Raw genomic sequence first — 13,546 nt, 5'->3', positions numbered from 1 at the left:
CATTATTTTTCCATTCTTTTTTTTAACCAATAATCACAATATTATGAGAGTCAAAAAGTTTTATGTACCCATTTTAAGTTTTCTTTTAGTTTTATCTTCTTGTAAAAAGAATACAGCGAATGCTCAGAAATTGAGTAATGATGGCAGTGTAGAAACTGAAAAACCGAATTCTAATTATAAACCGGCATTTGCAGGGCAAACAAGAATTAAAGCAGTAAAAACATCAACACCATACAATGTTGAGGTTTTAAATAAAGAATTTGACAGGCCATGGGGGATTATCAATTTACCGGATGGAAGATTTTTAATTACAGAGAAATCGGGTTATATGAATGTTGTTTCTCAGGATGGAAAATTGGTTTCCAAGATTTCAGGCTTTCCTAAGGTGGACTCAAAAGGACAGGGAGGGATGCTGGATGTTGCTCTTGATCCCGATTTTAAAACAAATAATATGATTTATTTTAGTTTTTCAGAACCATTTGGAAAAGGAAATCTAACTTCAGTTGCTAAAGGAAAGCTGTCCAAAGATTTGAAAAATATTGAAGAGGTAAAAGTTATTTTTCGTGCAGAGCCATCTTATGATGGAGATAAACATTATGGAAGCAGATTGGCTTTTGATAAGGATGGTTATTTATTCGTAAGCACCGGAGAAAGATCGGATAAAGAAACAAGGGTGTATGCTCAGAAAACAGATAATTATTTAGGCAAAATACTTAAAATTACAAAAGATGGTAAGGCAGCCCCTGGAAATCCATTTATTGGAAAAGCTGGGTTTAAACCTGAAATTTATGCTTATGGCATAAGAAGCCCGCAAGGTTTGGCTTTTGATCCACAAGGAAATCTCTGGGACGTAGAAATGGGACCACGAGGAGGAGATGAGATAAATTTAATCCTGCCGGGTAAAAACTATGGATGGGGTGATGTTACGTATGGGATTGAATATTCGGGAGCAAAAGTAGGAGAAGGGATCACTCAGAAAGCAGGTACAGAACAGCCTGTTTATTATTGGGATCCTGTAATTTCTCCGAGTGGAGTGATGTTCTATACCGGAAACATAGAAGAATGGAAGGGTAATTTATTCATTGGCTGTCTAAGTGGCGAACACATCAACAGGATTGTAATGAAAGATAAGAAAGTGGTTGGTGAAGAACGTCTTTTAGCAGATCAGAAAGAGAGGTTCAGGGATGTATTGGATGGAATGGATGGCAATATTTATGCAATTAGTGACAGTGGAAAATTATATCGGATTTCTAAGAAATAAATCAAAAAGGCTCCAGATAATCTCTGGAGCCTTTTTTGTTTTTTAAAATCTAAAATTAAATCTTGCAAAGACCTGTCTTCCGGCAAAGCCCATCTGTACAGGGTCAAAAATTCCTCCCGATTCCGTATTTCCATCAGAAACAGCAGCTGTTTGTAGCGTCGGATATCTGTTGAAAAGGTTTTTACTTCCAACTGTTAAGGTGATACTTTTTGAAAAATCATATCCGAATGATAAATCAGTGGTCACTCTTGCATTGTAGGTTTGGAAATCATCTGCTCCATTATAGCCAATCAGTGTAAGCTTATCGAACCTTACTAATTGTAGGTTAGCATTGAAATTAGCAATTTTATAGTTTAGGCTTAAGTTAATTTTAGTTTTAGGAGCGGAAGCTAAAATGAATGCCCGCTCTCTTGGGCTTAAATAAATATCTTCTTTACCTTTTAATTTATCTGAAGCATTTACAGATGTGATTTCCATTTCATTGTAGTTTCCTGCTAAAGTGGCGGTGAGCTTTCCATTTCCTAAAGTTTCATTATAACTTAATATCACATCTACTCCTTTTGTTCTTGTATCTATCGCATTTGAGAAAAACTGTGCCTGGTCAATGTAAGGATAATCTACCTGGACATCTGGTGGTAAATCTGTTCTTGCGAAGTTTCCTGTCAGTACAATTCTGTTTTTAACATTAATATAGTATCCGTCGACAGTGGCTGTAAATTTTCCGGTGTTGAAGGTAAACCCAACACTTCCGTTTAATGAGGTCTCTTGCTTTAATTGCGAAATTCCAGCTCTTGTAGCAAGATCACTGTCATTTGATGCTAACTGGATCGTTACCAGATTACCGCCTTGAAAATTAGTAAACTGTAATGCATAATATTTTTGAGCTAAAGAAGGAGCTCTAAACCCGGTAGAAACTGAACCACGAAGAGCAAATTGTGGAGTTATGGCATATCTTGTCGCGAACTTTCCGTTGATCGTACTGCCGAAGTCGTTGTAATTTTCAAATCTTCCCGCTAAACTTACCATCCATTTCTTAGTAATATCAAGTTCAGTGTCAACATATGCTGCGAAGTTGTTTCTACTTTTGTTAACTTCCTGAGAATATCCTGGGAAACCCTGTGATCCACCAGGTCTTGTATTTCCAGATAATGGATTTACCACTAACAGATTTTGAGGGGTACTCGCTGTTACAATATTTCCATTAATATCATACATCGCATAAGATGCTTCTTCACCTTTAATCACTTCGAATTTTTCATATCTGAATTCGGATCCAAATGCAATATTAAGCCCTTCCAGTACTTTAAATTGTTTTGTAGCATTAAATCCTGTTGTATTTTGCAGGATAGAATGTCCACCGGCATTAAAGGTAGTTGGTGATTTTGCTCCCAGAGTTGCATTAATTGTATTGTCAATTTGATAAGTGAAGCGGTTATTACCGAAAGCATTATAAAAATCAATATCCCAATCCAGAACTTTGAATTTTAAACCATTATCAAAAGTGAAGTCGGTTATACTCGTTCCTTGAATTGGATTGAAGCCATTAGGATATACTTCAGGAACGTTTCCGTCGGCATCTGCTTTTCTTGTCCATGCATTAGCATCTGTCTTTCTGTGTGAGAATCCAGGATGAGAGTAAAATTTCAAATTATCCGAAAGCGGGACTTCAATATTTCCGAAAAAATAGATGTTTTGTGATTTGGCATCTCCAAAACGTTGTCTTGGGGCATCATAGATTGCCGGATTGGCATTTCTGATGGAGTATTCTTTATTAATAAATTCTGCAGTAAAATTAGCAAAACCACCCTGTGTTCCTATTTTTGTGCCGTAATTACCATTGAAATCAAATGTAAGTCCATCTATTTTATGATCTGAAACGACATCATTGTTTCCCGGGCTTTTAAATAAATTCATTCCGGAAAACACATTGCCTTCAAATCCTTTATTTCTATCATTCAATATAATATTAATAACACCAGCAATAGCATCGGAGCCGTATTGGGCAGATGCTCCATCACGAAGAACTTCTACTCTTTTGATTGCGCCAATAGGAATCGTATTCATATCGTACCCGGTATTTCCTCTTCCTTTGGTGCCAAAAAGATTAATAAGTGAGGATTGGTGATATCTTTTACCGTTCAATAAAAGTAGTGTTTGATCAGGACCTAGTCCCCTTAAGGTTGCCGGGTCTACGGCGTCGGCTCCGTCTGAACCGGATTGTTTATTAGAGTTGAAAGAAGGGGCTGCAAATTGCAAAAGTTGGTTCACTTCCACTTGTCCTGTAGACTGGCTTACTTGTTTGATATCAATGACATCAATAGGTACAGGAGTGTCTATGACCGTTCTTTTTTTGTTTCGACTACCGGTAATGGCTACTTCTTCAATTTTTGCTTCCTTGGAAATGGTATCATTAATCTGCTGCGAATATAATGCGGCAGTTGTGCCAAGAAATAAGGCACTTAAGTATTTAATTTTCATATAAATCAAGTTTCGGTGATTGGTAATTCGATCAAAAGTATTGATTTTTACTTTTAAATCATCATTAAAAATCACTATTCTTTGAAAAGTATTATGAAAAATAAATGTAATGCATAATTAAATGAAAAATTTTAATTAAATAGCCAAAATAAGTTAAAATTATAGAATCTAAAAACAATATCTATTGTATTGTTAATTATGGCGAATATTTTTTATTATTTGAAATTAAGACGGTGAAAAATAAAAAAACCGGGATTCAATTCCCGGTTTTCAATTTATGCTTCTTCCAGCTGTACTGTAAAGTGTCTTAAAAGCTCTGGCTCCCATGTAATCTTGTAACCTTTTGCGATTTCATCACGTCTTTCGTAAACGTTTTTGATCGCAGCAGCAATATAATCCATGTGATTGTTGGTGTAGGTTCTTCTAGGAATCGCTAAACGAACTAATTCCAGTTTTGGATAGCGGTTCTGTCTTGTTTCAGGATCTCTGTCCGCGAGCAGAGTGCCAATTTCAACCGTTCTGATTCCTGCTTCTTTATAGATTTCAAGACCTAATGTTTGGGCCGGATATTCTTCACGGGAAACGTTAGGGAGAAAATTAAGTGAATCGATGAAAACCGCATGGCCGCCAATTGGCTTTTGAACTGGGATTCCATACTCTATCAGTTTATGTCCAAGGTATTCAACCTGAGAAATTCTGCTTTCCAGATAAGCAAATTCTGTCGCTTCATTCAATCCTACTGCCAGTGCTGCCATATCTCTTCCGGCCATACCTCCGTAAGTAATGAAGCCTTCATAGATAATTGTGAAGCTGGAGGCTTTTCTGAAAACCTCTTCATTGTTTAATGCAATGAACCCTCCAATATTTACTAGTCCATCTTTTTTAGAGCTCATCGTCATTCCATCTCCGTAAGAAAATATTTCTTTACAGATTTCCTTGATGCTTCTGTTTTCCTGGCCTTTTTCTCTTTTTTTGATAAAGTATGCATTTTCAGCAAATCTCGCTGAATCAAAGAAAACAGGAATTCCATATTGATTGGAAAGATCTCTTACGGCTTTCATATTTTCTAAAGAAACCGGCTGGCCTCCTGATGAATTACACGTGATCGTAATTAAACAAAAAGGAATTTTTTCCTTTGGATGGCTTTTATAAACCTCTTCCAGTTTTTCAAGATTGATGTTTCCCTTGAATAAATGAGGATCATTGATATCAAAAGCTTCATCAACTGTACAATCAATAGCATGTGCTTTACGGAATTCAATATGCCCTTTGGTTGTATCGAAGTGAGAGTTTCCGGGAATTACATCACCATCTTTTACCAGAACGGAAAATAAAACGTTTTCTGCAGCTCTTCCCTGGTGTGTTGGTAAAAGGTATTGGAAACCTGTTATACTTTTTACAGTATTATGAAGTTCTTCAAATGAACGGGAACCAGCATAGCTTTCGTCTCCAGTCATCAATGCTCCCCATTGTCTGTCAGACATTGCTCCGGTTCCTGAATCGGTTAATAAATCGATAAAAACCTGCGAAGACTTTAAATTAAATAAATTATAGTTGGCATCTTTAAGCCATTGTTCTCTTTCTTCTCTTGTTGATTGACGGATTTCTTCAACCATTTTAATGCGGAAAGGTTCCGCGTACGGTAAATTCATGAGTTAAGTATTTTATTTGATTGTTTTTAAAGAAAATTTGTTTGAAAATAATTTCAATTCATCAAGTATATTTAAAAAGAGTAAAGAATACTACTCGGGAGCTTTAAATATATTTTCATCAGAGTGAAAACCTGCGACTCCACCACTTACAGCAAATTTCATTGCTGAAGCAGCAGACATGCCCACTACAGGTTTGATGTTTTTTTCTTCGGTAACAATTACCCATCCGGAAATAGCATAGGAGTGAGGAAGATAAACTGCAACATAATTGTGTTTATCTACATCTGCCATTTCTTTCTGAGTTAAAAACCCAATTCTCCAGATTTCAGGATTCTCATTGGTCTTTACCCAAACGGGATCATTAAATTTTTTCTTATCACCCACAAATGAAGACATGACATCTTTCGTTGGGGTATATATATGTTTTACTCCGGGAGTTTTTTCTAAAAGGCTGTCCATGGTGTCGAAAAAGAATCTTCCGACAACGAACTTATTTCCCAGATATCCTAAAAGTGCAGTTATCAGAATCGTCGATACAAAAACCAAACCCGGAATCTCTTTAGCAATAGATGGAATTATATTGTCAATTGAAGTAACAATATACCATATTACAAAAATAGTAAGTCCGATAGGTCCAATAATGACAAGTCCCTGAAAGAAATTTTTCAGGAAAAAATTGGCAATATTTTCGAAAGTTAGTTTTTTCAACTTCTGTACTCGTTATGATTTAGCCGTGTATAGACTCCTTGTTTCCATAAGATTTAATAATCTCTGCTTCGTATTCCAGCCACTCTTCCCAACGTTTATTTACTTTTTCAGGATCTCCCAGTTGTCTGGCAAATCCAATGAAGGTAGTATAATGATTAGCTTCTGAAATCATCAGTTCTTTGTAAAACGTTTTCAGCTCTTCGTCTTTAATATTGTCAGTAAGTACTTTAAATCTTTCGCAGCTTCTTGCTTCGATCATGGCTGCAAATAGCATTTTGTCTACAATAAGGTCTTCTCTTTTACCCTGAACAACAAACTTTGCCAATTCATTGACGTAATCATCTTTTCTGGCTCGACCAAATGTATAGCCTCTTTTCTTGATAATCTCATGAACCTGAGTAAAATGCTCCAGCTCTTCTCTTGCAATAGCCAGAAGTTCGGTAACAATTTCAGCACGTTCCGGAAGCATCATGATCAGAGAAATAGCATTAGTTGTGGCTTTTTGTTCACACCAGGCATGGTCTGTTAAAATTTCTTCAATGTTTTCCTCTGCAATGTTTGCCCACCTTGGATCGGTAGGAAGTTTCAACTTAAACATGTTTTAAATTTTTTGTAAATTTAAATTAAATTACAATAACAAATCTTGTTTTATTTCAGTTATTTAAGATGCTGTTTTTCTTCGAAGAAATTCCAGAATGGTCCATCCTAAAGTATCTATCTTCTTTAATGCCTTTGATATCACTGTTGCCAGGATTATATTTATGATATAAATTAAGATCATCAGAATCCACCAAGACATCTTTTCATTCAGATTAACAACCAGAAAATAAACGAGAGAAGAGCTTATTCCCTGTGCGAAATAAAAGAATATTGCATTTTTACCAATATAGGTAATGAAATTTTCTTTTATGATTTTTAAGCGGTTGTAGAAAACGAACAAAGTTACAAGTGAGAACAATGTCCATATTATATAAGGTATCTGAGGTGGAAATTTATTTTTATTGATCTTATAAAATATATCAGATCCATAATATGAGAACATCCATACCAATAAAATTCCCACTAAAGCATAGAGTACGGGAATCATTTTAGAGGGGATTTTCCTGCCTTTCATCTTGTTGGCAATTAAAAATACGGCAAAATAAAATGCGACATAACCTACCTGTCCGGATGGATACAACCATGGGAAAATATTAAATATCAGGGTTAAGGCAATACATAATCCGATAAACCAATTAATATGTTTAGGAAAAAACCGTAAAACCAGGACCCCAAAAACAGTTAGTATAAAATATACTTTTAAATACCAGAAGCTTCCCATGACTACAGGAAATGTGTCTGCATTGGTGTATTGATGAAGATACCAATTGCCCAGATTCTGCCATTGAGGTTCTGTTGATATATTTGTTGTTGCATATTTAGACCCAAAGGTTGAGTAAAACTTCTGTAACCACTCCATTGAAAAAAAGTTCAACCCAAAGACCTTAAAAAAATAATCGAGGAAGAATAGAAAAGTCACAAAGATCATGTAAGTGATTTGCAGTTTCAATAACCGATAGAATGTTTTTTCAATATTGGATCCGGAAGTAATTCCGCTTAATGCGTAAAACAAGGCCACATCAAAAACCAGAGAAAAAACTCTTACTTCAGCGGGTATGTAAAATTGTCCGGACCAGAACGCAGTATGGATAAATATGATAGAAAGGGTTGCCAGCCCTTTTGCGAAGTCGATGTAAAGATCCCTGTTCATTATAATATATGGTATGGGTCAAAAATAAATAAACTTTGGTAATAATCTATGATAAATAAAAAGAGGTAAAGATGAACTTTACCTCCTTTTCTAAATATGTTAAAAATGAATGTTTACAGTTTTCTGTATTCTTCAGCAGAGATTTCTCCGGTCTGGATTTTTCTCAACTCATCCATATATTGACTCATGTAAGCATCAATTTCAGGATTTCTTGAGTTTTTACCCATTTTGTATGTTCCGTTTAGAACACCTTGATAATAGTAGAAGAAGTTATAATCGAAGTCGGCTGCAGAAAGACTATACTGTCCTAATAAGAAACCTAAACGAACAGCAGATCTTCTTTGTGGCGGAGTTCCGTGGTGATTAGCACTTGATGTTTGGTAATCCCCAATGCTTTGTGCAAACTCGTAAGCAGCAGCAATTTCAGAGAATTGGGTTTTATTATACCCATTTGGTCTTCTCAGGTAATATCCTGCAAAACCATCTGCCTCCAGTTCGTTTGGTCTGGCAGTAGATTCATTCACTGAAGGTAGGTTGAAAGCATATTGCAACTGATGCCCGTATTCATGAGCTAAAATCATTGCGTTTACAATGTCTCCCCCTTTATTTTTAGCATCTGCGTAGATTGCATATCCATAATAGATTTTTCCGTTAGAGTAGGAAATTGCATTGTAGGTTGAGTTGAAATTGGATGGGTCATTTACAAATCTTAGCGTAGGATTGCTTCTTCCCCACATGCTTGCGATTTTTGTCATTTGTCCATTCATGAAGTTAGTGTCGGCAGAATTTTGCAGACCCGTAAGAAGAACGGCTGTAGAACTCCAGTATTGATCTACATAGGAACAGCTTTTTTGCAGTTCTCCGGGTTGTTCAATTTTAGCGTTTTCTGTTTGGGAATTAGGTAAGACATTGTCTTCCATTTTGTCGTCATTACATGCTGTTAAGGATAACACAGCAACAGCTCCTGCTAAAAAGCAGAATTTAAAATTTTTCATATAAAATATTTTTTGGTGAAAACGAAGGTATAAATTATTTTTTAGATATTAATACATAAATAGTTAAAATTATTCCTAGTGTGGTGAAAAAGTGTTTTTTAGAAAAACATTGTTTTGATTGTAAGGTAATTAGAAAATAATTCTTATATTTGCACCTCGAAATAACTAAAAATTTATAAACAATGTTTGCAATTGTAGAAATAGCAGGGCTTCAATATAAAGTTGAGCAAGACCAAAAGTTGTTTGTACACCGTTTAAAAGGAGATAAAGGAGGAAAAGTTTCTTTCGATAAAGTTCTTCTTACTGTAAACGGCACAATCACTGTAGGCGCCCCAGCTGTAAGCGGGATCACTGTAGATGCAGAGATCTTAGACCATGTTAAAGCTGATAAAGTAATCATCTTCAAAAAGAAAAGAAGAAAAGGTTATGAAGTTAAAAACGGTCATAGACAATCTTTAACTCAAATTCAAATTACAGGAATCACTGGTTTTGAAGGTGGAGCAAAAAAGACTGCTAAAAAAGAAACTGTAAAAAAAGCTGAAGTTCTTTCAGACAACGCAACGGTTAACTTTAGTGAAGATCATGAATTGAATTATCACTTAAAGAAAAACAACCTGTCTCAGTCTAAAGAAAACAGAGAAACTTTAATTACTTTAGGAAAAGCAGTTAAAGTTGAATTGGAAAAAAATATTCTTACTCACGAAGAAGTAGATGCTGCTATCGTTAAGAATATTGATCAATTTAAAGCACTTAACAAGTAATAATAATCTACAAATAAAATGGCACACAAGAAAGGAGTCGGTAGTTCCAAAAACGGTAGAGAATCTCACTCTAAGAGATTAGGTGTAAAGATTTTCGGTGGACAAGAAGCTATTGCCGGTAATATTATTATCAGACAAAGAGGTACTCAACATCACCCAGGTGAAAACGTGGGAATGGGTAAAGACCACACTTTGTTTGCATTGGTAGACGGTAAAGTAGTTTTCAGAAAGAAAGCAAATAACAGATCTTTTGTATCTGTAGAACCGAACGCGTAATATAAGCGTTTCATAAAAAATTAAAAGCCTCAACATTTGTTGAGGCTTTTTTTTGTTGATGTAAGTAAAAATTTTTGATGGTATTCCATATTTTGTGAAATATTTTTATATTGTTACCGTTTAATTAATAGATCATTGCGGTAGCCGAAAAGCAAATAGAGTAGGCAACAAATTAAAACTATGTATTATGAAAAATTTAAAAAAATTAAAAAAAGGAGAATTGAAATCAATAGCTGGTGGTGCTGAAAGATGTCCGGTTCCTGCTTCTTGGTGTGCGGAATGGTGCTCATGGACAGCCTGGCAAAAAGCTCACTGTATCAATTCTGTTATCGATGCACCATGTGACTGTTAATTATAAATTGTAGCAAATTAAAAAATCTATTTTTATGAAAAATCTAAAAAGACTTACAAAAAGAGAATTGAAATCAATCGATGGAGGTGCTATGGCATGTCCTGCACCTGCAACTACTTGCTCGGAATGGTGCTCATGGACACCGCAGCAAAGACTCCGTTGTCCTAATATGGTTATGGATCCAGATCCTTGCCCTTGCTAATTTGAATGTAAAAATAATAGGCCTCAGCATCGTTGGGGCTTTTTATATTTTCCGTCATTTTATATATGAGCTAAAACCATGCGAGAGCCGAAAAGCATATAGAGTAGGCGATAAATTAAAACTAATGTATTATGAAAAATTTAAAAAGACTTACAAAAAGAGAATTGAAATCAATAGATGGAGGTTTAATGATTTGCCCTTCACCAGGGACAACGTGTATAGCATGGTGCGCATGGACTCCTCAACAACAGCTTCGTTGCGTTAATATGATTCTTGATATAGATCCATGTTCATGCTAATCTGATTCCAGCAATTAAAAATATGAAGCCTCAATATTATTGAGGCTTTTATCTTATTAAATGTAATTATTAATGAGTGTTTTAAAAACCAACCTGGAATCCAGCCTTTACTCCAAATGTAGAAATATCGGGTCTGTTCAGGTAATTTCCCCTCCAGTTAAAATCGACTCTGAAGATTCTAAGATTTCCAAATCCTATATTTTCAATACCAAATCCGTATTCATAATAAATATGATCACTTGGAGCAGAGTATTTAGAACTGTCTACATTGATCGCTTTAGAAGCATTGCTTAATGTTCCGTATGCGCCCCTTATGAATGCAATTTCTCTTAATTTAAGTTTTTTAATTAAAGGAATATAGGAAAGAATCTTACCATTGAAATGATGTTCTAAATGAAGCGTTGTATAGGTATCTGCTACAAATTCATAGTAATTAAGCTGTGCAAAAGTATTTCCGACCAGACTGTAAGATTGGTTTCCAGGAATTACATTCTGTAGGGCCAATGGAACAGTGTTGAAGTTTTTTCCGGCCTCAAAATTAATTAAAGTCTTTCCCCAGCTTCCAATCAGGACCGGTTTATAGAAAAGAAACTGTAATTTATTATAATTAAAATCTGCATTAAAAAGTCCTTCAAGACCTCTTGTATACTTTAAAACAATAGTTGGTGCTAATGTCCCATGTTCGTGTCTGTCAACTCCGGTTTGTGAAAATTTTGCTCCCGGTCTTGCGATTAAGCTGACCGTTACGTGGGAATCATTCACTGTTTTTCTTAGATCTCCATCTCGGTAGTACATCAGGTTAAATCCCGTGGGATTAGCAGATTTAATACTTTGCATGGTTCCGTCCACTCTGACCTGGAAGTTTTTCCATGGCTCTATAGAAGCAAAAATGTTGGTTTGGTTTAAAGAACTTAGAGAGGCATTGTCTCCTCTTGCAAATACAGTGGAAGAGGCAAATGTTCGCGACATAATTCCATCATCCGTTGTTAACTGAACTCCAAGCTGCATAACATCCCTTCTCGTTCCGGCTCCAATCGTGAATCGGTTTACCCTGTTGAACATGTATTTCGCTTCTACACCGTATTTGAATTTCTGATCTTTAAATCCGTAAGCAGTATAGAACTGTACTCTCCATGGGTCATTCATAGAGAAATAGCTTCTTGCTCCCAATCTTATTCTGTCTCCTTCAACCTCATTTACTCCGTATACTGAAAAAATAGGACCTAAATCAATCCCTTTTGTAACATTGTAATAACCCGACCCAAGGGTTTCGTATAATTTAACAATCCGGTTGAATTTTGGAACCTGCTGAAGCTTCTCAAGCATGTCATAAACTCCTTGTTCTGATTTGGATAATGAATCAGGTCTTGCTTTCACCCAATAAGAATCATCCTTATCTACAAACTTGTTATCGTACTCCTCTTCGCTTCGTTTAAAAACTGAAGCTTCGAGAGGTTTATTAAATTCGTACTCAGAATAATCGACAGTTCTTTTAGCAATAATACTTTTTGATGTTTTCTTTTTCGAAAAAGGAGTCATTTCTATAACTGTTACAAACTTTTTAGGCAAGAATGTATTTTCGTCAGGATTATCATATTCCAGTTCTGTGGAAATTCCATTGACAAAGTTAACGTTCATCTTTTGGGTTGACTTTAATGTCGCACCTAAAACGGCATATGTATCAGTGTCGATATAAAGGTAACCCTGAAAAGCCAGGATTTCTGTTCTTTTAGGCTGGTACCTTATTTTATAAGCATTCTCTCCACGCATGGAGATGGTATCAATTAAGTTATAATCATAAGTACTAAAGCCGTCACTTCCTACCGGACTTGGAAATCCAATATCAAAATAATTCAGGGTATTATCATAGATATTGATGTCGCGGTATAGATTTTTTGCGGTTAAAGTAACAATCTGATTATCCTGAAACCCTGAAGTTTTCTGGGCTACGAGGAGTTTTTTTGTTTTTTTGCCGGGTTTGTTTTCACCATAATTTTTATAAACAGCCTCATTGAGAAAGATTGGGAGAGCCATTTTACCACTGGCCGTTGAGTCGGCATAGTCAAAAATGAAATCCAGTTTGTTAAAGATCTTTCTTTTCATGAACGTGCTGTCCAGATTATTCGCATCAAATTGAATCTTCTCGTATTCCTTATAGGTATACGTATCAAATTTATCTAAACCATTATTTCTCTTCCGTTTCCATACTTCCTGCATAATTGCATAAGCCGGATTTTCTTTCTTGTTCTTGAATTTTGTTTTTTCGTTATGAATAACAACTTCCTGAATGCTTTCTACTTTCTCCTTAGAGAGTTTTACAAATATATTGTTCGCATTTTCCGGGGTAACATCCACGCTTTGTAATGCATAACTCTTTCTTAAGAACTTTAATTTATAAATAATACTGTCCGACTGAACACTAAAGTTTCCTGTAGTTGTTGTTAATAGAGGATTATTACTATCATTGATGAAAACATCAACCCCTGTAATTTCTTTGTTGGTTTTTGCATCAACAATTTTACCACTTGCTGTATTTTGGGCACAGACAATGCTGGAAAATAATAGAAAAAGATAGAGGTAATGGTATTTGGGGTTATTAATTAACATTAGGTATTTCATCAAGCATTTAGCATAAACAAAAAGCATGCTGTTTATGCATTTAAAACGGATAAGGTTTAAAAAAATTTCGTGTTTGTTTACAAAAATGCAAATGTAGCAAAAATAATAGGATGAATTTGGTTATTTGTTACCTGTGGCTTTAGCAAACAACAAAGTAAAAAGACCTACAGAAATGTAGGTTTTTTAGCTCTTC

Annotated in this window: 13 protein-coding genes; 6 read left to right on the top strand and 7 right to left on the bottom strand. The window is 35.3% G+C overall.

Annotated elements, in window-relative coordinates:
* Positions 1 to 43: 43 nt before the first annotated feature.
* Positions 44 to 1,261, top strand: coding sequence for a PQQ-dependent sugar dehydrogenase (locus tag CEY12_RS13735; protein ID WP_089028226.1), 1,218 nt, complete (start codon positions 44 to 46; stop codon positions 1,259 to 1,261).
* Between the two features lie 42 nt (positions 1,262 to 1,303).
* On the opposite strand, the gene CEY12_RS13730 is transcribed toward CEY12_RS13735, so the two are convergent.
* The 6 genes from CEY12_RS13730 to CEY12_RS13705 all read right to left on the bottom strand — a co-directional run bounded on the left by CEY12_RS13730 (position 1,304) and on the right by CEY12_RS13705 (position 8,844).
* Positions 1,304 to 3,739: a TonB-dependent receptor plug domain-containing protein gene (locus CEY12_RS13730; RefSeq protein ID WP_089029879.1), complete on the bottom strand. Its 2,436-nt coding sequence runs from the start codon at positions 3,737 to 3,739 to the stop codon at positions 1,304 to 1,306.
* A gap of 275 nt (positions 3,740 to 4,014) precedes the next feature.
* A complete protein-coding gene (locus CEY12_RS13725; RefSeq protein WP_089028225.1) occupies positions 4,015 to 5,391 on the bottom strand; it encodes a tryptophanase in 1,377 nt (458 codons plus the stop codon).
* Positions 5,392 to 5,481: 90 nt separating this feature from the next.
* On the bottom strand, positions 5,482 to 6,099 hold the full coding sequence (locus CEY12_RS13720) for a DUF502 domain-containing protein (RefSeq protein ID WP_089028224.1): 618 nt from the start codon (positions 6,097 to 6,099) through the stop codon (positions 5,482 to 5,484).
* Positions 6,100 to 6,118: 19 nt separating this feature from the next.
* Complete coding sequence (locus CEY12_RS13715) at positions 6,119 to 6,697, bottom strand: tRNA-(ms[2]io[6]A)-hydroxylase (RefSeq protein WP_089028223.1); 579 nt, start codon at positions 6,695 to 6,697, stop codon at positions 6,119 to 6,121.
* 63 nt (positions 6,698 to 6,760) lie between these two features.
* Complete coding sequence (locus tag CEY12_RS13710) at positions 6,761 to 7,849, bottom strand: acyltransferase family protein (protein ID WP_089028222.1); 1,089 nt, start codon at positions 7,847 to 7,849, stop codon at positions 6,761 to 6,763.
* Positions 7,850 to 7,962: 113 nt separating this feature from the next.
* A complete protein-coding gene (locus CEY12_RS13705) occupies positions 7,963 to 8,844 on the bottom strand; it encodes a metalloprotease (protein WP_089028221.1) in 882 nt (293 codons plus the stop codon).
* A 182-nt stretch (positions 8,845 to 9,026) separates the two neighbouring features.
* Here CEY12_RS13705 and rplU point away from each other — a divergent pair, with 182 nt between their 5' ends.
* From rplU to CEY12_RS22295, 5 genes are all read left to right on the top strand, one after another.
* Positions 9,027 to 9,605, top strand: coding sequence for a 50S ribosomal protein L21 (rplU, locus tag CEY12_RS13700; RefSeq protein ID WP_089028220.1), 579 nt, complete (start codon positions 9,027 to 9,029; stop codon positions 9,603 to 9,605).
* Between the two features lie 18 nt (positions 9,606 to 9,623).
* Positions 9,624 to 9,881, top strand: a complete 258-nt coding sequence (gene rpmA / locus CEY12_RS13695) for a 50S ribosomal protein L27 (RefSeq protein ID WP_007842221.1) — start codon at positions 9,624 to 9,626, stop codon at positions 9,879 to 9,881.
* Between the two features lie 187 nt (positions 9,882 to 10,068).
* Complete coding sequence (locus tag CEY12_RS22305; protein ID WP_157676825.1) at positions 10,069 to 10,233, top strand: bacteriocin-like protein; 165 nt, start codon at positions 10,069 to 10,071, stop codon at positions 10,231 to 10,233.
* A gap of 34 nt (positions 10,234 to 10,267) precedes the next feature.
* Complete coding sequence (locus tag CEY12_RS22300; RefSeq protein WP_157676824.1) at positions 10,268 to 10,435, top strand: bacteriocin-like protein; 168 nt, start codon at positions 10,268 to 10,270, stop codon at positions 10,433 to 10,435.
* A 131-nt stretch (positions 10,436 to 10,566) separates the two neighbouring features.
* A complete protein-coding gene (locus CEY12_RS22295; RefSeq protein WP_157676823.1) occupies positions 10,567 to 10,734 on the top strand; it encodes a bacteriocin-like protein in 168 nt (55 codons plus the stop codon).
* 81 nt (positions 10,735 to 10,815) lie between these two features.
* Here the strand turns inward: CEY12_RS22295 and CEY12_RS13685 are convergent, their stop codons facing one another.
* Positions 10,816 to 13,353: a DUF5686 family protein gene (locus CEY12_RS13685; RefSeq protein WP_228409697.1), complete on the bottom strand. Its 2,538-nt coding sequence runs from the start codon at positions 13,351 to 13,353 to the stop codon at positions 10,816 to 10,818.
* Between the last annotated feature and the right edge of the window lie 193 nt (positions 13,354 to 13,546).

It is taken from the genome of Chryseobacterium sp. T16E-39 (assembly GCF_002216065.1).
In the GTDB taxonomy this organism is placed as follows: Bacteria; Bacteroidota; Bacteroidia; order Flavobacteriales; family Weeksellaceae; genus Chryseobacterium.
This window is presented reverse-complemented; position numbering and strand designations above follow the sequence as displayed.

Excerpts from the sequence above, each read along its gene's own strand:
- CEY12_RS13735 (WP_089028226.1), top strand. The coding sequence starts at position 44 with ATGAGAGTCAAAAAGTTTTATGTACCCATTTTAAGTTTTCTTTTAGTT.
- CEY12_RS13730 (WP_089029879.1), bottom strand. The coding sequence starts at position 3,739 with ATGAAAATTAAATACTTAAGTGCCTTATTTCTTGGCACAACTGCCGCA.
- CEY12_RS13725 (WP_089028225.1), bottom strand. The coding sequence starts at position 5,391 with ATGAATTTACCGTACGCGGAACCTTTCCGCATTAAAATGGTTGAAGAA.
- CEY12_RS13715 (WP_089028223.1), bottom strand. The coding sequence starts at position 6,697 with ATGTTTAAGTTGAAACTTCCTACCGATCCAAGGTGGGCAAACATTGCA.
- CEY12_RS13710 (WP_089028222.1), bottom strand. The coding sequence starts at position 7,849 with ATGAACAGGGATCTTTACATCGACTTCGCAAAAGGGCTGGCAACCCTT.
- CEY12_RS13705 (WP_089028221.1), bottom strand. The coding sequence starts at position 8,844 with ATGAAAAATTTTAAATTCTGCTTTTTAGCAGGAGCTGTTGCTGTGTTA.
- rplU (WP_089028220.1), top strand. The coding sequence starts at position 9,027 with ATGTTTGCAATTGTAGAAATAGCAGGGCTTCAATATAAAGTTGAGCAA.
- rpmA (WP_007842221.1), top strand. The coding sequence starts at position 9,624 with ATGGCACACAAGAAAGGAGTCGGTAGTTCCAAAAACGGTAGAGAATCT.
- CEY12_RS22305 (WP_157676825.1), top strand. The coding sequence starts at position 10,069 with ATGAAAAATTTAAAAAAATTAAAAAAAGGAGAATTGAAATCAATAGCT.
- CEY12_RS22300 (WP_157676824.1), top strand. The coding sequence starts at position 10,268 with ATGAAAAATCTAAAAAGACTTACAAAAAGAGAATTGAAATCAATCGAT.
- CEY12_RS22295 (WP_157676823.1), top strand. The coding sequence starts at position 10,567 with ATGAAAAATTTAAAAAGACTTACAAAAAGAGAATTGAAATCAATAGAT.
- CEY12_RS13685 (WP_228409697.1), bottom strand. The coding sequence starts at position 13,353 with ATGAAATACCTAATGTTAATTAATAACCCCAAATACCATTACCTCTAT.